The 21571-nt window shown below is 75.8% G+C and carries 5 protein-coding genes (1 of these 5 cut by a window edge); 4 read left to right on the forward strand and 1 reads right to left on the reverse strand.

Annotation, left to right across the window (positions count from 1 at the left end):
- The 3 genes in view from J2S44_RS36225 to J2S44_RS36235 are tightly spaced (each overlapping or abutting the next) and all read left to right on the forward strand, a layout consistent with a single transcriptional unit that may run on beyond the window.
- Positions 1 to 10831, forward strand: the 3' portion of a protein-coding gene (locus tag J2S44_RS36225; RefSeq protein WP_310423710.1) for a non-ribosomal peptide synthetase. 2942 nt of this gene lie to the left of the window's left edge; 10831 of the gene's 13773 nt are visible here — the last part of the coding sequence; its start codon lies beyond the left edge, outside the window; it ends in the stop codon at positions 10829 to 10831.
- Positions 10828 to 17148 (forward strand): non-ribosomal peptide synthetase, encoded by a 6321-nt coding sequence (locus J2S44_RS36230; protein WP_310423713.1) that lies wholly within the window; start codon positions 10828 to 10830, stop codon positions 17146 to 17148. Before J2S44_RS36225 ends, J2S44_RS36230 begins: the two co-directional genes overlap by 4 nt.
- The gene (locus tag J2S44_RS36235) at positions 17145 to 19118 is read left to right on the forward strand and encodes a multicopper oxidase family protein (RefSeq protein WP_310423716.1); all 1974 of its coding nucleotides are present in this window, start codon (positions 17145 to 17147) and stop codon (positions 19116 to 19118) included. Before J2S44_RS36230 ends, J2S44_RS36235 begins: the two co-directional genes overlap by 4 nt.
- 85 nt (positions 19119 to 19203) lie before the next feature.
- On the opposite strand, the gene J2S44_RS36240 is transcribed toward J2S44_RS36235, so the two are convergent.
- Positions 19204 to 20190, reverse strand: a complete 987-nt coding sequence (locus tag J2S44_RS36240; RefSeq protein WP_310423719.1) for a peptidoglycan-binding domain-containing protein — start codon at positions 20188 to 20190, stop codon at positions 19204 to 19206.
- Between the two features lie 301 nt (positions 20191 to 20491).
- On the opposite strand from J2S44_RS36240, the gene J2S44_RS36245 reads away from it, so the two are divergent.
- A complete protein-coding gene (locus J2S44_RS36245) occupies positions 20492 to 21472 on the forward strand; it encodes an ISAzo13-like element transposase-related protein (RefSeq protein ID WP_310423722.1) in 981 nt (326 codons plus the stop codon).
- The last annotated feature ends 99 nt before the right edge of the window (positions 21473 to 21571 follow it).

Here is a 21571-nt window from a genome sequence, read left to right on the forward strand (position 1 = left end):
GGTCGGCCCGGACGACAGCTTCTTCGACCTCGGCGGCCACTCGCTGCTCTTCGCCCGCCTGGTCGCGCGCGTCGAGGCGGTGTTCGGTGCCACGCTGTCGATGAGCGACGTGTTCGAGGCGCCCACGCCCCGCGACCTGGCCCGGCTGCTCGACGCGGGCCGTCGCCGCCCGCCGCTGACCGCCCGCGACCGGTCCGGCCCGCAACCGCTGTCCTTCGCCCAGCGCCGCCTGTGGTTCCTGCACCGGCTCGACGGTCCCAGCGCCACCTACAACATCCCGGCCGTGTTGCGCATCCGTGGCGCGCTGGACGTGGACGCGCTCCGGGCCGCGCTGACCGACGTCGTCGACCGGCACGAGAGCCTGCGCACGGTCTTCCGCGACGGCGACGGCGAGGGCCTGCAGGAGGTGCTCGACCACCCGCCGCTGCCGTTCGTCACGGGTGACACGGACGAGGAGAGCCTGGACGCACGGCTGACCGAGGCGGCCGGGTACCGGTTCGCGCTGGACCGGGAGATCCCGGTCCGCGTGCACCTGTTCGCGTTCGCGCCGCAGGACCACGTGCTGCTCGTGCTGCAGCACCACATCGCGGGCGACGAGTGGTCGGTCGGGCCGCTCTTCGCGGACCTGCGCCGCGCCTACGAGGCCCGCCGCCTCGGCCGCGCGCCCGCGTTCCCGCCGCTCCCGGTGCAGTACGCGGACTTCGCGGTCTGGCAGCGGGAGCTGCTCGGCGCGGAGGACGACCCGGACAGCGTCGCCGCGGGCCAGGTCGAGTTCTGGCGCACGGCGCTCGACGGCGCGCCGGAGGAGCTCGCGCTGCCGTTCGACCGGCCCCGGCCCGCGGTCGCCGGATACGCCGGCGACTACCTGAGGTACGAGATCCCGGCGGCCGTCCACCGTGGACTTCTCGCACTGGCCCGCGCGCACGACGTGACGCCGTTCATGGCCGTGCAGGCCGCGGTCGCCGCGCTGCTCACCCGGCTCGGCGCGGGCGAGGACCTGCCGCTCGGCTCGCCGATCGCCGGCCGCACCCAGCAGGAGCTGGAGGACCTGGTCGGCTTCTTCGCGAACACGCTGGTGCTGCGGGTGGACACGTCCGGCGACCCGAGCTTCGCGGAGCTGCTCGGCCGGGTCCGCCGCACCGACCTGGCCGCGTTCGACCACGCGGACGTGCCGTTCGAACGCCTCGTCGAGGTGCTCCGCCCGGCCCGTTCGCTGTCCCGGAACCCGTTGTTCCAGGTCATGGTCACCCACCAGCACCGGCTCGACATGGACCTCGGCGTCGCCGGGCTGCAGACCACCGCGATCCCGTTCGGCCTGGACACCGCGAAGTTCGACCTGACGTTCAGCTTCTTCGGCGACGACGCGGACGGCCCGCTCGGCGCCGGCATCGAGTTCGCCACCGAGCTGTTCGACCGGGCCACCGTCGCCGGCCTCGCTGACCGGCTGACCCGGCTTCTCGCCGCCGTGGTCGCCGCCCCGGGCGCGCCGATCGGCGCGGCGGACCTGCTCGCACCGGCCGAACGGGCCGCGCTGACCGCCGCGCCCGAGCCGCCGGCCGGCGTGCCGCTGGTGCCGGAGATGTTCGCCGCCGCGGCCGCCCGGCACGCGGAGCGGACCGCGCTGTCCGACGGTTCGGCCGAGATCAGCTACGCGGAGTTGCGGCGGCGCGTCCTGGAGCTCGCCGGCCGGCTGCCGGCCGGCCCGGAGGACGTGGTCGCGCTCGCCTGCCCGCCGTCGATCGACCTGGTCGTGGCCCAGCTCGCGGTCCTGCAAGCCGGTGCCGCCTACCTGCCGCTGGACACCGGCTATCCGGCCGATCGCATCGCGCTGATGCTCGCCGACGCCCGGCCCGCTCTCCTGATCACGACCGCGAGCACGCGGGAGACCCTCGCCCCGGTACGGGACTGGACCGGCCCGCTGCTCCACGTCGACCGGCCCGCGGCCGACGGTGGCACGCGGGTGGACGCGGCGCCGGCGCGCCGCCCCCGGCCGGAGAACCCCGCCTACGTCATCTTCACGTCCGGCTCGACCGGCCGGCCGAAGGGCGTGCTCGGCACGCACGGCGGCCTCGCCGCACGACTCCACTGGGGACGGTCCGCGCTGCCGCTCGGCCCCGGCGACACGGTCGTGGCGAAGAGCTCGCCCAGCTTCATCGACGGCACCACCGAACTGCTCGGCGCGCTGGTCGCCGGCGCCACCGTGGTCGTCGCGGACGCCGGCACCCGGCGCGACACGCACGCGCTCGCCGCGCTCGTCGAGTCCGCCGGCGCGACCCGGATGACCATGGTCCCCAGCCAGCTCCGTACGCTGCTGGCCGAGGTGGGCCCGGCCCGGCTCGCGTCCGTCACCCGCTGGGTCACCAGCGGTGAGACGCTCACCCCGGACCTGGCCACCGCGCTGCCCGGCATCACCGACCTCTACGGCTGCTCCGAGGCCAGCGGCGACAGCCTGGTCCGCCCGCACCCGGGGCAGCCGGCGTTCACCGGCGTGGTCACCGGCACCGCGGCCTACGTGCTCGACGCCCGGCTCCGCCCGGTCCCGCCCGGCGCGACCGGTGAGCTCTACCTCGCCGGGGCCGGCCTGGCCCGCGGCTACCGGGACGCGCCCGGCCTGACCGCCACCCGGTTCGTCGCGTCGCCGTTCGCGGCCGGCGAGCGCCTCTACCGCACGGGAGATCTGGCCCGGCGCATGCCCGGCGGCGGCATCGCGCTCCGCGGCCGCGCCGACGCCCAGGTCAAGATCCGCGGCGTGCGCGTCGAGCCGCGCGAGGTGGAGACCGCGCTCGCGGCGCTGGACGGCGTCGCGGAGGCGGCCGTGCTGGCCCGCACCTCGCCCGCCGGTGAGACGGAGCTGGTCGCGTACGCCGTACCCGGAACCGGTTTCGACCTCTCCACCGTGCGCGCGGCGTTGCGCCGCACGCTCCCGGCACAGCTCGTGCCGGCCGCGCTGATCCCGGTCGACCGCATGCCCCGGCTGCCCGGCGGCAAGACCGACCGGCGTGCGCTGGCCCGCCTCGAGGCGCCGGCCGGTGAGCCGGCGGACGACGCCGGCGGCACCGAACGCGAACGCCTGCTCGCCCAGCTCTTCGCCGACGTGCTGGGCCTCCGGTCGGCCGGTCTGGACCAGGACTTCTTCGACCTCGGCGGCCACTCGCTCGCCGCCACCCGGCTCGTCTCCCGGATCCGCGCCGTCCTCGGCGCCGAGGTGCCGCTCCGCGCGGTCTTCGAGGCACCGACCGCGCGCGAGCTGGCCGGCCGGCTGACCGAGCGGACCGCCCGGCCACCGATCACGCGGCGGGACCGGCCGGACCGCGTCCCGCTGTCGTTCGCGCAGCGCCGCCTGTGGTTCCTGGACCGGCTCGAGGGCCCCGGCACGGTATACACGATCCCGCTGCTGTCCCGGCTGCGCGGCGACCTCGACGTGGACGCGCTGCGCGCCGCGGTCGCGGACCTGGTCGCCCGGCACGAGCCGCTGCGCACGCTGCTCGTCGAGCACGACGGCGAGCCGTGGCAGCACATCCTCGCCGAGGCACCGGACGTGTTCACCGTGCACCGGGACGTGGACCTGCCGGCGCGGCACCGGTTCGCGCTCGACGCCGAACCGCCGATCCGGGTCGACCTGGCCGGCACCGGCCCGGGGGAGTGGCTGCTGCTGATCCTGCTGCACCACACCGCGGCGGACGCGCTGTCCACCGGCCCGCTCGTCGACGACCTGGCGACCGCCTACGCCGCGCGGCTCGCCGGGCACGCGCCCGTCTGGACGCCGCTGGCCGTGCAGTACGCGGACATCGCGCTGTGGCAGCGGGAGAACCCGGGTGACGCCGGCTACTGGCGGGACCGGCTGGCCGGCGCGCCGGCCGAGCTGACGCTGCCCACCGACCGGCCCCGGCCCGCGCTGCCCGGCTACACCGGCGGCACGGTCAGCGAGGCCCGGCCGGACGGGCTGGACGCGCTCGCCCGTACGCTCGGTGTCACGCCGTTCATGCTGTTCCAGGCCGCGGTCGCGGCGCTGCTGTCCCGGCTCGGTGCCGGGGACGACATCCCGCTCGGCGCGCCGGTCGGCGGCCGGACCGATCCCGCGCTGGAGCGGCTGGTCGGCTTCCTGGTCGACACCGTGGTGCTGCGCACGGACGTGTCCGGCGACCCGACGCTGGCCGAGCTGGCCGCGCGCGTGCGGGACGCCGACCTGGCCGACCTCGCGCACGCCGACGTGCCGTTCGAGCGCCTGGTCGAGGAGCTCCGGCCGGAACGCTCGCGCGCCCGGCACCCGCTCTTCCAGATCCTGGTCAACCAGCACCGCGCGGGCGAGCCCGGCGTGCGGCTGGCCGGGCTGGTCAGCGAGTCCGTGGCGCAGGCGCCGGACACGGCCAAGTTCGACCTCAGCTTCCTGCTCGAGGACGACGCGGTGTCCCTCAACTACGCCGCGGACCTGTTCGACCACGGCAGCGCGGAGACGCTGCTGCGCCGCCTCACCCGGCTGCTCCGGGCCGCGACGCCGGACACCCGGGTGTCCGGGCTGGACGTGCTGCTGCCCGAGGAACACGCGGCGCTGCGCGAGCGGAACGCCACCGCGCACGACGTGCCCGGCGGCACGGTCGTCGACCGGCTGCTCGAGGCCGCGCGCACCCACCCGTACGCGATCGCGCTGCTCCCGGACGGCGGTGCGCCGGTCACCTACGCGGAGCTGAGCCGGTCCGCGGCCGCGCTGGCCCGTGCGCTGCGCAACCGTGGGGTGGCGCCCGGCGACGTGATCGGGGTGCGCATCCCGCGCGGCCCGGAACTGGTGATCGCGCTCTGGGGCGTGCTGCGCGCCGGGGCCGCGTACCTGCCGATCGACCCGGACCACCCGGACGAGCGCGCCGAGCTGCTGCGCGCCGACGCCGGCGCCCGCCTGGTGCTGAGCGCGGACGACGTGCGCGCCTGGTCCGCCGGACCGGCCGCGGACCTGCCGCCCCCGTCACCGGACCTGCCCGCCTACGTCATCTACACGTCCGGCTCGACCGGGCGGCCCAAGGGCGTCCGGGTGCCGCACCGCGCGCTGACCAACCGGCTCGAGTGGATGCAGGCCGAGTTCCGGCTCGGCGACGGCGACGCGGTGCTGCAGAAGACGCCGGCCACGTTCGACGTGTCCGTGTGGGAGTTCTTCTGGCCCGCGTTCGCGGCCGCGCCGCTGGTCGTCGCGAAGCCGGGCGGGCACCGCGACCCCGGCTACCTCGCCGCGCTGATCCGCCGCGCACGCGTGACGGTGGCGCACTTCGTACCGTCGATGCTGCGGGAGTTCGTCGCCACCCCGGCCGCCGGTTCCTGCGCGAGCCTGCGACTGCTGGTCACCAGCGGTGAGGCGCTGGCGGTGGACCTGGCCGCCGCCACCCGCGGCCTGCTCCCGCACGCGGCGCTGCACAACCTCTACGGCCCGACCGAGGCCACGGTGGACGTCACCGCCTGGCACGTGACCCAGGACGACGTGCCGATCGGGCGGCCGGTCTGGAACACCCGCGCGCACGTGCTGGACCGCTGGCTGCGGCCGGTGCCGGACGGCGTGCCCGGCGAGCTGTACCTGGCCGGCGCGCAGCTCGCGGACGGCTACCTGGGCCGGGCCGCGCTGACCGCGGAACGGTTCGTCGCGGACCCGTTCACCCGGGGCGAGCGGCTCTACCGCACCGGCGACCTGGCCCGGTGGCGGCCGGACGGCGCGCTGGACTTCCTCGGCCGCACCGACCACCAGGTGAAGGTGCGCGGCCTGCGGATCGAGCCGGGCGAGGTGGAGGCCGCGCTGACCGCGCTGCCCGGGATCGCGGCGGCCGTGGTGGTCGCGCACGGCGACCGGCTGGCCGGATACGTCACGCCCGCGGCCGGCGCGCACCCGGAACCGGCCGCGGTGCGCGCCGCGCTGGCCGGCACGCTGCCGGAGTACCTGGTCCCGTCGACGCTCACGGTGCTGGCCGAGTTCCCGCTCACCGGCAGCGGCAAGATCGACCGGCGTGCGCTGCCCGACCCGGCGCCCGCACCGGCCGGTGCCGAGGCACCGCGCGGGCTCGGCGAGGAGGTGCTGTCCGGCGTCTTCGCGGACCTGCTCGGCCTGGACCGGGTCGGCGCGGAGGACGACTTCTTCGCGCTCGGCGGCCACTCGCTGCTCGCGGTGCGCCTGGTCGCCCGGCTGCGCGCGGTCTTCGGCGCCCAGTTGGCGCTGCACGACGTCTTCGACGCACCGACCGTGCGCACCCTGGCGGAACGGCTGCGGCGCGGCGGCGACCGGCCGCCGCTGCGGTCCGGCGCACGCCCGGACCCGCTGCCGCTCTCCCCGGCGCAGCAGCGCCTGTGGTTCATCGACCGGATGGACGGGCCGTCCGGCACGTACAACATCCCGTTCACGGCCCGGTTCCGTGGCGCGTTCGACCTGGACGCGTTCGCGGCGGCCGCGTCGGACGTGGTGGCACGGCACGAGATCCTGCGCACCGTCTACCCCGCGCCGGGCGGGCGCGCCGAGCAGTCGGTCCGGCCGCCGCATCCGGTCACGGTCCACACGGACGGCACGGTCGAGGAGGCGATCCACCGCCCGTTCCGGCTCGACGACGAGATCCCGATCCGGTTCCACGTCCTCCGGAGCGCGCTGGACGAGCACGTGGTCGCGGTCGTGGTGCACCACATCGCGGCCGACGAGTGGTCCGCCCGGCCCCTCTTCACCGACCTCGCCACCGCGTACGCGGCCCGGGTGTCCGCAACCGCGCCGGAGTGGGACGCGCCGCTGCCGGTGCAGTACGCCGACTACGCGCTCTGGCAGCACGAACTGCTCGGCACCGGCGACGACAAGACGCCGCTGGCCGCGGAACAGCTCGCGTTCTGGAGCGCGGAACTCGCCGGCCTGCCCGAGGAACTCACGCTCCCGGGCGCCCGGCCCCGCCCGCCGGTCGCCACCTACCGCGGCGAACTCGCCCGCCGTCCGCTGCCGGGCGACCTCGCGGCCGCGGTGCGCGCCGTGGCCGCGGCGCGCGGCGTCACCGTGTTCATGGTGCTCCAGGCCGCGGTCGCGGTGCTGCTGCGCAAGCTCGGTGCCGGCACCGACCTCCCGCTCGGCACGCCGATCGCGGGCCGCGCCGACGCCGCGCTCGACGACCTGGTCGGCTGCTTCCTGAACACGCTCGTGCTGCGCACCGACGTGTCCGGCGACCCCACGTTCACCGCGCTGCTCGACCGGGTGCGCCGCACCGACCTGGCCGCGTTCGCCCACTCCGACCTGCCGTTCGAGCGCCTGGTCGAGCACCTCGCGCCGGCCCGGTCGCTGTCCCGGCACCCGCTCTTCCAGATCGTCACCACCCACCGGTACGCGGACCAGGACGGCTTCGGCCTCGCGGGCCTGGAGACGGCACCCGAACCGGCCGGGTTCACCGTCGCGAAGTTCGACCTGACGTTCGTCATCGAGGAGGACGCGGCCACCGGCGCCACCACACTGGAACTCACCTGCGCCCGCGACCTGTTCGCCGACGGCACCGCGGACCGGTTGCTGGACCGCCTCGACCGGGTCCTCCGCGCGGTCCTCGCCGACCCCGACCGGCCGATCAGCGCGGTACGGGTCCTGGACGACCGCGAACGCGACCTGGTCGAGCACGCGTGGAACCGGACCGCGCGGGACGTGCCGTTCACCGACCTGGCCGGGCTCTTCGAGGCGCAGGCGGCGGCCCGGCCGGACGCGGTCGCGCTGGCCGACGGCGACCGCGAACTGACCTACCGGCAGCTGGACGCGGCCGCGAACCGGCTCGCCCACGTGCTGCACACGCGCGGTGCCGGGCCGGAGCGGATCGTCGCGGTCGCGCTGCGCCGGTCCGCGGAGGCGGTCGCGGCGATCCTCGCGGTGGCCAAGACCGGCGCCGCCTACCTGCCGATCGACCCGGACCATCCGGCCGCCCGGGTCCGGCACGTGCTCGACGACGCCCGGCCGGTGCTGGCGGTCGCGGCGCGCGCGGACGACGTACCCGCGGAAGGTCTCGAGGTCGTCGACGTCGCCGAGGCGTGGGGGGACGGCCCGGCGCGGCGTCCGGACCGGGTGCCGCCGGTGCCGTCGCGGCTGGCCTACGTCATCTACACGTCCGGGTCGACCGGGCGGCCGAAGGGCGTGGCGATCCCGCACGCCGGGCTGCCGGACCTGGTCGCCACGATGGCCGGCGGGTCGGGTGCCGGGGCCCGGGTCGGGTCGTTCGCGTCGTTCTCGTTCGACGTCACCGTGGCGGAACTGGCCATCTCGATCCTGAGCGGCGGCACGATCGTGCTGCTGCCGGAGCACGCGCGCGCCGGTGCCGCACTGGCCCGGTTCGCCACCGCGCAGCGCCTGACCCACCTGGTGATCCCGCCGTCCGTGCTGTCCTCGCTGCCCCGGCCCGGCACCGCCGAGCCGTCCCTCGACGCGGACGTCACGCTGCTGGTCGGTACGGAGGCGCTGCGCCGCGACCTGATCCGGGACTGGGCCGGCGGCCGGCTGTTCCTGAACTGCTACGGGCCCACCGAGGCGACCGTCAACTCCACCCTGTGGACCGCCGACCCGGGCTGGCCGGGCGCGGTGCTGCCGATCGGGCGGCCGGACGTGAACCGGCGCGCCTACGTGCTCGGGCCGGACCTCGCGCCGGTGCCGCCGGGCGTGACCGGCGAGCTGTACCTGGCCGGCGGGCTCGCGCGCGGCTACCACGGCCGGGCCGCGCTCACGGCGGAACGGTTCGTCGCCGACCCGTTCGGCGCGCCGGGCGACCGGCTCTACCGCACCGGCGACCTGGCCCGCTGGAACGACTCCGGGCTGCTCGAATACCTGGGCCGCGCGGACGACCAGCTCAAGGTGCGCGGCCTGCGCATCGAACCGGCCGAGATCGAGGCCGCGCTCCGCGACCTGCCCGGCGTGGCGGCCGCGGCGGTCGCGGCCCGGCCCGGCGCCGACGGCCGCGACCGCCTGGTCGGCTACCTGGTCCCCGCGGGCGACGCCGGTCCCGGGGACGCCACGGGCCCGGCCGGCGGGTCGCGGGCCGCGCTGCCCGGGCACCGGGACGTTCTGGACGTCGCGCGGATCGCCCGGCTGGCGGGCGACGCGCTGCCGGCCGGGATGGTGCCGTCCGCGTGGATGGTGCTCGACGCGCTGCCGCACACGGTCGCCGGCAAGCTCGACCGCGACCGCCTGCCGACGCCGGCGACGGCCGAGGCGGAGCGGGCGGACGCGGCCACCGACGTCGAACAGACGCTGGTGGAGCTGTTCGCGGAGCTGCTCGGCCGGGACGATCTCGGCGCCACGGACGGCTTCTTCGCGCTCGGCGGCGACAGCATCCTCTCGATCCAGCTCGTCGCCCGGGCCCGCGACCACGGGCTGCTCTTCGCGCCGCGGGACGTCTTCGAGAACCCCACGCCGCGCGAGCTGGCGGCGGTCGCGACCGAGGCCGGGGTCGCGGCGCACGATCCCGGCGCCGGCGACGTGCCGCTCACCCCGATCATGCGCCGGTTCGTGGACGCGGACCCGGCCGTGGAGAAGTTCGGTCAGGCGGTGCGGTTCAGCCTTCCGGCCGGGCTGACGGAGCGGACCGTCCGGGACGGACTGCGCGCGATCCTCGGCCACCACGACGCGCTGCGCGCCCGGCTGGAGACCGGCCGCCTGGTCGTGCCCGCGGAGGTGCCGGAGCCCGCGCTGACCGTGGTGACCGGCGACGTGGACCTGCCGCTGGACACCGCCCGGGCCGGGCTGGACCCGTGGCGTGGCGCGATGATGCACGCGCTGTGGCGCGACGCCGGCCCGGACCGGCGCTCCGACCTGCTGATCCTCATCCACCACCTGGTGGTCGACGGCGTCTCCTGGCGGATCCTCGCGGCCGACCTCGAGGCCGCCTGCACCGCGCTCCACCATGGACGGACACCGCGGCTGCGCCCGGTCACGACGTCGCTGCGCACCTGGGCGCACGCGCTGCCCGAGGCGGCACTCGCCCGCGAGCCCGAGGCCCGCTACTGGCGTGACGTGCTCGACGCCGTCACCCCGCCACCGGCCGACGTGACCGCGCCGGGCACGCTCGGCACGGGCCCGCTCGACACGGTCGTGCAGCTGACCCGGACGCTGCCGGCCGCGGACACCGCGCCGCTGCTCGGTGACGTGCCGGACCGGTTGCGCGCGACCGTCAACGACGTGCTGCTGGCCGCGCTCGGGCTGGCGCTGCGCGAGTGGACCGGCGGCGAGACCGTCATCGACCTGGAGGGCCACGGACGCGAACAGCAGATCGTGCCCGGTGCCGACCTGACCCGTACGGTCGGCTGGTTCACCACGGTCTACCCGGTGCGGCTCGCGACCGGCACCGCCGGGCTGGCCGCGGCCGAGGCCGACCCGGGCCGTGCCGCGGAGGCGGTCAAGGCCACCGCCGCGTCGCTCGGCACGGTCCCGGACCACGGCATCGGCTTCGGGCTGCTGCGCGAGCTGACCCGGCACCCGGCACTGACCGCGGCGCCGCGACCGTGGATCGCGTTCAACTACCTGGGCCGGATCGGCGGTGCGCCGGACCGCCGCGGCGACGGCTGGCGGATCGACGGCGGACTCGGCGGCACCGTGGACGGGCACCGCGCCGCCGACCACGCGCTCAGCATCGACGTCACCGCCGTGCCCGGCGCGGACGGGACCGAGTTGCGGGCCGTCTTCGCCTACGTCTCCACCGCGATCGAGGAGGACTCCGTGCACCGACTGGCCACGCTGTGGGAACGGGCGCTGCGTGCGGTCGCGGCCGCCGCGGTCACCACCCGGCTCACCCCGGCCGACGTGCCGCTCGCCGGGCTCGACCAGGGGCAGCTGGACCGGATCGCGGCGAAGTGGGCCGCCCGATGAGCGCGATCACGGACGTCCTGCCGCTGTCACCGTTGCAGGAGGGCCTGCTCTTCCTCAGCGGGTACGCGGACGAGGGCCCCGACCCGTACACGGTGCAGCTGGTGCTCGACCTTCGTGGCCCGCTCGACCCGGGCCGGCTGCGGCGGGCCGCGACCGCGTTGCTCGACCGGCACCCGCACCTGCGCGCCGCGTTCTGGACGGAGGACGTGGACCGCCCGGTCGCGCTGGTCCCGGACCGGGTCGACGTGCCGTGGACGGAGACGGACCTGTCCGGCGTGCCCGATCCGGCGGGCCCGGGTGACCGGCCGGGGGACGGGACCGCCGCCCGCGCCGAGGAGATCGCGGCGCGGGAACGCGCCCACCGGCTGGACCTGACGACGCCGCCGCTGTTCCGCTTCCACCTGCTGCGGCTCGGCCCGGAGCGGCACCGGCTGCTGGTGACCAGCCATCATCTGCTGCTCGACGGCTGGTCGACCGCGCCGCTGATCCGCGAGCTGCTCACGCTCTACCGGGCGCCGGGCACGCTGCCCGAGCCGGCCCGGTACCGCGACTACCTCGCGTGGCTCGCCGGCCGGGACCGGGCCGCGGCCGTCGACGCGTGGCGCGTGGACCTGGCCGGCGCGGTCTCCTGCACCCCGTTCAGCGGGCCCGCGCGCCCGTCGCCGATCGTGCGGAAGGCCACGGCCGACATCGACGGCGGCGGGCTCATCGCGCTGACCCGGGACCTGGGCGTCACGCTCAACACCGTCCTGCAGTGCGCGTGGCTCACCGTGCTCGCCGCGGTCGGCGGCGGACCCGACGTGGTCACCGGTCAGGCCGTCTCCGGCCGCCCGGCGGAGCTGCCCGGCGCCGACGAGATGATCGGGCTGTTCCTGAACACGGTCCCGGTCCGCGTGCGGCTGCGGCCGGCCGAGCCGTTCGCCGACCTGCTCCGCCGGCACCAGGCCGCCCAGGCCGCGCTGCGGGAACACGCCTGGCTCGACCTGCCCGCCGTCCTGACCGCGGCCGGGCAGGGCGAACTGTTCGACAGCCTGCTCGTCGTCCAGACGTTCCCGGGGATCGGCCGGACCGAGGACCCCGGCCGCCAGCTGACCGTCGAGTCGGTCGAGGGGCACGACGGATCGCACTACCCGGTCATGCTCACGGCCGCGCCCGGCGCCGGCCGGCTCCGGCTGGAACTCAAGTACCGCGACGGCACACCGGGCGCGGACGCGCTGCTCGACCGGCTGCTGCGCGTCCTGACTCAGATCATCGACGACCCGGCGGTACGCACCGGCGCCGTCACCACTCTCGACGACCGCGACCGGTCACCGTCCGGCACCCCGTCGCCGGACGCGGCCGACCCGGGGCGGTGGGCGGACCTGTCCGCGCTGCTGAGCCCGGACGACCCGGCGGCGGTCGCACTCATCTGTGCCGGGGCGCCGATCAGCGCGGGGGAGCTGCACGCCCGGGCCGGCCGGCTCGCGGCGGCGTTGCAGCGCCGGGGGATCGGACCGGAATCCGTCGTCGGCCTCGCCACCGGCTACCGCCCGGAGCTGGTGGTCGGGCTGCTCGCGGTGCTGCGGACGGGCGCGGCCTACCTTCCGCTCGACCTCGATCATCCACCGGCCCGCCTCCGCCACATGATCGACACGGCCCGGCCGGAACTGCTGCTGACCACGGCCGAGCTGCCGTACGACGTACCGCAGCTCGACGTGACCGCGCCGCTGCCGGAGGCGGTGCCGGCACCGGTCACCGTCCACCCGGACCATCCCGCCTACGTGCTGTTCACGTCCGGGTCCACCGGCACGCCGAAGGCCGTGACCGGCACCCGCGGCGGTCTGGCCGTGCGGCTCCGGTGGATGCTGACCGCGGAGCCCGCGGCGCCCGGCGAGGTGGTGCTGGCCAAGAGCTCGATCGGCTTCGTCGACGGCTCGACCGAGCTGCTCGGCGCGCTCGCCGCCCACGTCCCGGTCGTGCTGGCCACCCGCGACGACCGCCGGGACCCGCTCGCGCTCATCGACCTGATCGAGAAGCACCGGATCACCCGGCTGACGGCCGTACCGACGCTGCTGCGGGCGTTGGCGGAGCACGGTCGTGGGCGGCTCGGCTCGATCCGCCTGTGGATCTCCAGTGGTGAGCCGCTCACCCGCGCCCACACCGGCGGCCTGACCGCGCGCGTGGTTAACCTGTACGGCTGCTCCGAGGCCAGCGGCGACAGCACCTGCCTGGCCGACGCGCGCCGGGACCCGCACCTCGGCACGCCGATCACCGGCACCGCGGCGTACGTGCTCGACGCCTGGCTCCGCCCGGTGCCGGTCGAGGGCGTCGGCGAGCTGTACCTGTCCGGTGCCGGCCTGGCCCGTGGCTACCTGAACGCGCCCGCGGCCACCGCCGACCGCTTCGTGGCGAACCCGTTCGTCCCCGGCGCGCGTCTCTACCGGACCGGCGATCTGGTGCGGCGCCGCGCCGACGGCGGCCTCGACCACCTCGGCCGCACCGACGAACAGGTCAAGGTCCGCGGCCACCGCATCGAACCGGCCGAGATCGAGTCCGTGCTCGCCACCGCCCCCGGCGTCGGCGCGGCCGCGGTCACCGTCCACGACGGCCGCCTGACCGCCTACCTCGCCCGCGCGGCGATCGCCCTGCCCACGGCCGGTTCCCACCGCACCACCGCTCCCGGCCAGCCGACCGACGCCGGCCACGTGGCTGATTCCGGTCACGTGGCTGATTCCGGTCACGTGGCTGGTTCCGGTCTTGTGGCTGGGTCCGGTCACGCCGGCGATGCCGGGATCGACCTGACCGCGGTGCGGGCGTACGCGGCGGAGCGGCTCGCCGAGCACCAGCTGCCGTCGATCATGGTGGTGCTGGACCGGTTGCCGATGACGCCGACCGGCAAGATCGCCCGCCGGGAGCTGCCGAAGCCGGATCCGGCCGCGCTGACCGGTAGCGACCGGCCCCGCACGCCGGACGAGCACGCGCTGGCCCGGATCTTCGCGGACGTGCTCGGCCTGCCCGCGGTGGGCGTGCACGACGGCTTCACCGAGCTGGGCGGCGACAGCATCCTGTCGATCCGCCTGGTCAACCGCGCCCGCGAGGCCGGTCTGCCGCTGCGGCCCCGGGACGTCTTCGAGCACCGCACCGTGGCCGCGCTGGCCGCGATCGCCCGCCACCACGACGCGGACCGCGCGGACGACGGCGAGGCGGCGCTGCGGGCGTTCCGGGACCGGCATGCCGCGCTGTGCGACGATCCCGGGGTCGAGGACGTGCTGCCGCTGACCCCGTTGCAGGCCGGCATGTTCTTCCTCGCCGGGTACGACCGGGAGGCCCCCGACGTCTATACGATGCGGCTGCGGCTGCGGCTGCGCGGCCCCGTCGACGAGGAGCGGCTGCGCGACGCGACCCGCCGGGTGATCGCCCGGCATCCCGCGCTGCGGGCCGGCTTCGCCTACCACGACGGCGAACCGGTCCAGTTCGTCCGGCCGGCACCCGACGGCTCGGGCCCCGACGGCTCGGGCCCCGACGGCGCGCCCGCGCGCGACCTCGGCCCGGAGCCGGAGTGGAACGGCCCGGATCGGCGGTTCGACCTCGACGCGCCGCCGCTGATCCGGTTCACACTGGACCGGGTCGCGGACGACGACCACCGGTTCACCATCACGAACCACCACCTGATCCTGGACGGCTGGTCCGTACCGCTGCTGGTCCGGGAGATCTTCGCCGGCTACGCCGGGCAGGAGCCGGACACGCCGACCGGCGGGCACCGCGCCCACCTGCGCTGGCTCGCCACCCGGGACCGGGCGGCCGCCGCCCGCGCCTGGCGGGCCGCGCTCGACGGTCTGCCCGGTCCGACGCTGCTGGCCGGGCCGGCCGCCGCGGCCCGCCCGGACGGCGGCGGCGCGGAACTGCTGCCGCTGTCCCTGCCGGCGGGACGGGCGGAGGCGCTGACCGCGCTGGCCCGCCGCACCGGCGTCACGCTCAACACGGTCCTGCAACTGGCGTGGGCGACCGTGCTGGCCCGCGCGACCGGCCGCGACGACGTGGTCTTCGGCGCCACCGTCTCCGGCCGGGACGCCGGGTTCCCGGACGCGGAGGCGACACTCGGGCTGCTGATCAACACCGTGCCGGTCCGGGTACGCCTGCCCCGCGCGGAACCGATCCGGGCCGCGCTGAGACGCGTCCAGTCCGAGGCCGCGGCACTGCTCGAACACCGGCACGCCGGGCTCGCGGACGTGCTGCGCTGGTCCGGTCAGCGGGAACTGTTCGACACGCTGCTGGTCTTCGAGAGCTTCCCGGTCGACGAGGACGCGCTGCACGCGGCGGAGCGTGCCGCCGGCCTGGACGTCACGGCGCTGGCCGGCGAGTCGGTCACCCACTACCCCCTGACGCTGACCGTGCTCCCCGGCACCGAGCCGGCCCTGGTCCTGGAGTACCGCCCGGACCTGTTCACCCGGGACGCCGCGGCCCGGCTCGGCGACCGCCTCCTGGCCGTGCTCGCCGCGATCGTGACGACCCCGGACGCGCCGGTGGCCGCGCTGCCGGCCGCCGCCCCCGCGGAACGCGACCTGGTCCTGACCGCCTGGAACGACACGGCCACCACCGACGCCGCGGACCGGGACGCGCTGCTGCCGGAGCTGTTCGCGGCGCGGGTACGCCGTCAGCCGGACGCGCCGGCGCTGGTGCTCGGCGACACCACCTGGACCTTCGCCGAGGCCGGCGCGGCCGTCGAACGCGTCGCCGGTGCGCTGCAGCGGCACGGTGCCGGGCCGGAAAACCGCGTCGCCGTCCTCGGCTCCCGCACCCCCGAGGCGATGATCGCCATGCTGGCCGTGCTCGCGTCCGGTGCCGCGTATCTGCCGATCGATCCGTCCTATCCGGCCGAGCGGATCCGGACGCTGCTCGCCGGTGCCCGCCCGGCCGTGCTGCTGCACACGCCGGACGTACCGCCGCCGCCGTTCGACGGCCCGGTCCTGTCCACCGACGCGGCCGGCGCGTTCACCGCGCCGCGGATCAGCGGCGACCACCCCGCCTACGTCGTCTACACGTCCGGCTCCACCGGCACGCCCAAGGGTGTGGTCATCCCGCACTCCGCGATCGCGAACCTCTACCGCAGCCACCGCCGGCACCTGCACGAGCCGACCGCGCGGCTGGCCGGCCGGGACCTGCTGCGGGTCGCGCACGCCTGGCCGTTCGCGTTCGACGCCGCCTGGCAGCCGCAGCTGTGGCTGTTCAGCGGGCACGCCGTGCACCTGGCCGGCGAGGAGCAGCGCACCGACCCGGCCGCGCTCGCCGAGCTGATCGACCGGTCCGGCATCGACTTCATCGAGGTCGCGCCCGCGATGCTGGCCGCGCTCGACGGCCTCGGCATGTTCCAGCCGGACCGGCACACGCTGTCGATGATCGGGTTCGGCGGTGACGCGGTGGGGGAGCAGCAGTGGCGGCGCCTCGCGAACACGCCCGGGCTGGCCGCGGTCAACCTCTACGGTCCGACCGAGTGCACGGTGGACTCGCTGGCCGCGTTCGCCACGGACGCGGAACGGCCGGTGATCGGCCGCCCGGTCGACAACGCCCGCGCCTACGTGCTGGACGCGAACCTGGGCGTCCTGCCGCCCGGCGTGCCCGGTGAGCTCTACCTCGCGGGCGCCGGCCTGGCCCGTGGCTACCTGGACGCGCCGGCCGCGACCGCGGCCCGGTTCGTCGCCAGCCCGTTCGCGCCCGGCGAGCGTCTCTACCGCACCGGCGACCTGGTGCGCTGGACCGAGCGGGGCGCGATCGACTACCTCGGCCGCACCGACGACCAGGTCAAGATCCGCGGATATCGCGTCGAGCTGGGTGAGGTGCAGGCCGCGCTGGCCGCCCACCCGGACGTCGCGCACGCCGAGGCGGCCGCGCCCACGGTCGGCAACGGCCGCCGGATCCTGGCCGGCTACGTCGTGCCGCGCGCGGGGCGCACCCTCGACCCGGCCGCGCTGCGGACGCACATGGCCGAACGGCTGCCGGACTTCCTCGTACCCACGGCGTTCGTGGTCCTCGATCGTCTGCCGCTCACCGGGAACGGCAAGGTCGACCGCGCCCGGCTGCCCCGTCCCGACCTCGACGCGCCCACCTACCGCCCGCCGGTCACCGACGCGGAACGTGTGCTCTGCGCGGCCTTCGCGGAGGCGCTGGGCGTGGACCGGGTCGGCGTCGACGACGACTTCTTCGCGCTCGGCGGTGACAGTCTCGCCACGCTCCGCCTGGTCGCGCTGACCAAGGACGTCAGCCCCCGGGACGTCTTCACGCACCGCACCCCCGGCGCGCTCGCGGCCGCCGGGAACCCCCACCCCAAGGAGTACGCATGACCGAGATACCCGACCCGCACGTCACCCGGCGGCGGTTGCTCGCCGGCGGCGTCGCCACCGGTGTCGCGGGCGCGGCGCTGCTGACCAACGAGTCAGTGCGCGGCCTGCTCGCGGTGGACGGCACGCCCATGTTGCCGCGCACCGTGCCGGTCGCCGCGCAGCAGCGGTTGCCCGGCCGGGCCGTGGCGAACAAGGCGGTCTCCGCCTACCCGGAGCCGCTCACGCCGTACCGTGATCCGCTGCCCGTCCCGAAGGTGTTGCGGCCGGAACGGCAGCGCGGCGGCCGGCCGGCCGAGCTGACCGTGCCGATGCGGGTGGCGAAGCACCGCTTCCACTCGCAGCTCGGGCAGAGCACGGTCTGGGGCTTCGACGGTACGGTGCCCGGTCCCACCATCGAGGTCCGCGCGGACGAGCCGGTCGTGGTCCGGTGGATCAACGCGTTGAACGGGAAGATCCCGCTGCGCGCGTGCGCGCCGATGATCGCCTGGGCGGACCCGCCGCTCTGGGACCGCCCAGGCACCGACGGCGCCCCGCTGCTGGCCGACGTGTCCAACCTTCCACCGTGGACGGTCGTGCACCTGCACGGCGCGGAGACCGGCATGGACAACGACGGCTGGCCCGAGGCCGGCATCCCGTCCGGTCAGGCGCAGGTCGCCGAGTACGCGAACGACCAGCGTGCCACCGCGCTGTGGTACCACGACCACGCCATGCCGATCTCCCGGTGGAACACCATCGTCGGGCTCAGCGGCCTGTACCTGATCCGCGACTCCACGGAGGACCGGCTCGGCCTGCCGTCCGGGAAGTACGAGATCCCGCTGCTGCTCTGCGACCGCAACTTCGATCTGGACGGCGCCGGGAAGCTCACGCCGTTCCAGCTGTACAAGACCGTCATGTACGCGACCGAGCCGGAGCTGCTGGCCACCAGCTTCTCCGGGCCGTTCACCACGGTCAACGGCGTGATCTGGCCGCACCTGGACGTCGAGCCGCGCTGGTACCGGTTCCGGGTCGCGAACGTGTCCAACGTCCGCCCTTACCACCTGCAGCTGACGCTGGAGGACGGCACCGCGGTGCCCGAGACGGCGATCAGACTCATCGGTACGGACGGCGGTCTGCTCGCCGCGCCGGTGAACGCCGGGACGGTCAGCGTGCTCGCGGCCGAGCGCGCCGACATCCTGATCGACTTCTCCGCGTTCAGGGGCAAGAAGCTGATCCTGAAGAACGCGGACTACGACCCGGGCCCGTGGCCGCAGGTCATGCAGTTCCGGGTCGGCACCGGCCGGGGCGCGGGCTGGAAGCCGCCGGCCACGCTCGACGCGGCGCTGCCCAAGCCCGGCACCGCCGCGGCCAAGCGCATGATCATGTTCCCGCCGCTCGGCACCGGCCAGATCGAGCAGTGGGAGATGGAGGAGACCGAGGCGCCGGCCGGACCGTTCCCGGTCGACGGCATCGTGCAGGTCAAGGGCCCGGACGGCGGCGTGACGACGTACCGCCGGGTGGCCCGTGGCTTCCACGACCCGGCCCGGTTCATGGTGAAGACCGGCGACTGGGAGGACTGGACCTGGATCAACCTGGACGTCGGCGGCTGGCCGCACCCGCAGCACGTGCACGCCACCCACTTCCGGGTCAAGCACCGGCACTCCTACGACGTGGCGGAGAAGTGGGAGTTCATCGTGGACGACGCGGGCCGTACGGTCGGCGGCGGCACGATCACGCCGATCGAGTACCGCGAGACGCTCCCGGCCGCCGCGTCCGACGCGGGCTGGAAGGACGTGGTCTCGGTGAACAACGGCGAGGCGGTCACGGTCACCGCGCACTTCGCGCACAGCGGCCGCTTCCTGCACCACTGCCACATGCGCGACCACGAGGACATGGGCATGATGCGCCCGTTCGTGGTGATGCCGGCGGAGGTGCTCAAGATCGAGCACCAGGCCGGTCACCCGATGGAGAACCCGGGCCACTCCGGGCACTGAGCCGCGGCGGGTCCGGAGCGATCCGGACCCGCCACCGGTGGCTCAGCGGGTGGGCACGAGCCGTCGCGCCGTCCGCTGTGGACGATCAGCCGATCCCGGCGATCAGCATCTGCCAGACGGCCGGATCGACCACGCCGTTGGCCGGCCGGTCGTGGGCCGACTGGAACGACGTCACCGCGGCCTGGGTCGCGGGCCCGAACGAGCCGTCCACGGTCAGTCCCGCGCCGGACGCGTTCAGCGCGACCTGCGCCGCCCGCACCGCGCTGCCCTGGTCGCCGGTGCGCACCTGGCGCAGCAGCCTGGACCAGGTGACCATGCCGACGATCCCGTCCGAGACGGCGCCGCCGGCGGACTGGAACGAGCGGACCGCGGCCTCGGTCGCCGCCCCGAACGAGCCGTCCACGGTCAGCGTCTGCCCGGCCGCGTTCAGCAGGTGCTGCAGCACCTGCACGGTCACGCCGCTCGCGCCGCGCTCCAACCGGGGCCAGGAGGCCGGCTGGTCGGCCGCGGTCCACCAGGTCGTCTGCTTGAGCGCGCCGGCCCGGCTGAAGCTGAAGTGCACGTGGTCGGTGTGCGGGTTGCTGCCGGTGTACGTCCGCCAGCCCTCGCTCGCCCGGTACGAGGCCCAGATGCGGCCGTCGAAGATGATGTACATGATGCCCAGCCGCCGCGCGTTCGCGTGCTGGTTGCCGTGCGCGTCGGTGGCGAGCAGCCAGGCCAGCAGCTCGTCCGCCCGGGCGTGGTCCGCGCTGTTGTTCGCGTTGATCGTCCAGTCCCAGGCCCGGCCCTCCTTGTGCTCGGTGACCTCGGCGGCGCTGCACGCGCGGACGATGCCCGAGTCACCGGTGGTCGGGTAGGTGCGCAGCGCCAGCTCGCGGAAGCCGAGCGTGCCCGGCTTGGCCACCGGGTCGCAGGTGGTCTGCGGGTCGTAGGCCGCGTGGCCGTCGATCGTGGCGCCGAACACCGGCGTGGTGGGCGGCACCGCGGCGGCCGGGACCGCCGCGACCAGCACGGCGAGCGTGGCCGCGGCGGCCGTGACCGCGCCGCGGCGAAGGACGGGAGCGAATCGCATGGAACTCCTCCGGCTCAGGTCAGCGAGGTGGCATGACGGAGGCCGGGCAGCGGGCATCGACACATCGACACATGACATCCCCCGTCATGCGGCAGACCATACACCCGCACGCGTCGCGCCAATTTGCGGAAATCAATGGTAAAAATGGCGATAAGTGGCGCGCTGTCGCCCGGTTCGCACGGCCGGGAATTCGGTGCGCGCGGCGCCGTGCATGACGATTCGATGTCGTCCGGTCGCGCATTCGCGGCCGGACGGTTCTACTCATCACCGCACGATCCGGGACGAGACGGGGGAGAACGAGATGGGAGTGTCGGAGAAGTCCGCCGAGGACCCGCTGGCCGGCATGTTCGCCGAGCTGGCCGGGCACCTGGACGAGCGGCAGCGGCGCCTGGTGATGGGCGCCCAGGCCCGGCGGCTGGGCCGGGGCGGCATCGCCGTGGTCGCCCGCGCGGCCGGGGTCAACCGCAAGACCGTGGCCCGCGGCGTGGACGAACTGGACGGCCGGGCCGAGCCGCCGGGCCGGGTCCGGGCCCCCGGCGCCGGCCGGCGCAGTGCCGTCGAGGCCGACGCCGGTCTGGAGCGGGCGCTGTGGGAGCTGATGGAACCGCGGGCCGCCGACTCCGCCCGGTCACCGATGCGGTGGACGACCCGGTCGATCCGCTGGCTGGCGGCCGCGCTGGGCGCGGCCGGGCATCCGGTCTCCACGTGGACGGTGCGCCGGCTGCTCGAGACCGCCGGATTCCGGTCGGCCGCACCGGGCCGCGGTCACGGCGGCTGGCCCGCCGGGGAGCGTGAGCGCCGCTTCCGCCGCCTCAACGACCTGGCCGGGTGCTTCCTCGACGCGGGCGAGCCGGTGGTCAGCCTGGTCGCCTGGCGCGGCGGCGTCCCGGAGGCCGCCGGGGTGGACGCCCCGGCGCCCGGCCTCGCGGGCCGGCGGCACCGGGTCCCGGTCGGCGGCGACCGGGAGACCGCGGGGTTCGCCGTGTCGAGCCTGCGCCGCTGGTGGGCGATGGCCGGTGCCGGTGACCATCCCGGTGCGCGGCGGCTGCTGGTCGCCGCGGACAGCGTGAGCGCCACCGAACACCGCCACCCGTGGCTGCGCACCGGCCTGGCCGCGTTCGGCGCGGACGCGGGCCTGTCCGTCGTGGTCGCCGACCTGCCGCCCGGCATCAGCCGGTGGAACCGCCTGGAACACCGGATGTCCGACCAGGTCGTGCTCCGGCCGCGCGGCGGGCCGGCCGCCGGCTACCTGGTGGCGATCGGCGTCGCCGGCGCGGCATGACCGCCGGTTGACCAACTAATTTCCTCGCACGAACATAAATGTGGGTGGCGGCCTTGGCAACGGCGGTGCGCGGATCCTTCACGGTCCGCAGATTTCGAT

Origin of the sequence: Catenuloplanes niger (assembly GCF_031458255.1) — a bacterium.
GTDB classification, from domain to species: Bacteria; Actinomycetota; Actinomycetes; order Mycobacteriales; family Micromonosporaceae; genus Catenuloplanes; species Catenuloplanes niger.

What these genes read in the sequence shown, in the direction of transcription:
- J2S44_RS36230 (WP_310423713.1), top strand. Translation starts at nt 10,828, where the DNA reads ATGAGCGCGATCACGGACGTCCTGCCGCTGTCACCGTTGCAGGAGGGC.
- J2S44_RS36240 (WP_310423719.1), bottom strand. Translation starts at nt 20,190, where the DNA reads ATGCGATTCGCTCCCGTCCTTCGCCGCGGCGCGGTCACGGCCGCCGCG.
- J2S44_RS36245 (WP_310423722.1), top strand. Translation starts at nt 20,492, where the DNA reads ATGGGAGTGTCGGAGAAGTCCGCCGAGGACCCGCTGGCCGGCATGTTC.
- J2S44_RS36235 (WP_310423716.1), top strand. Translation starts at nt 17,145, where the DNA reads ATGACCGAGATACCCGACCCGCACGTCACCCGGCGGCGGTTGCTCGCC.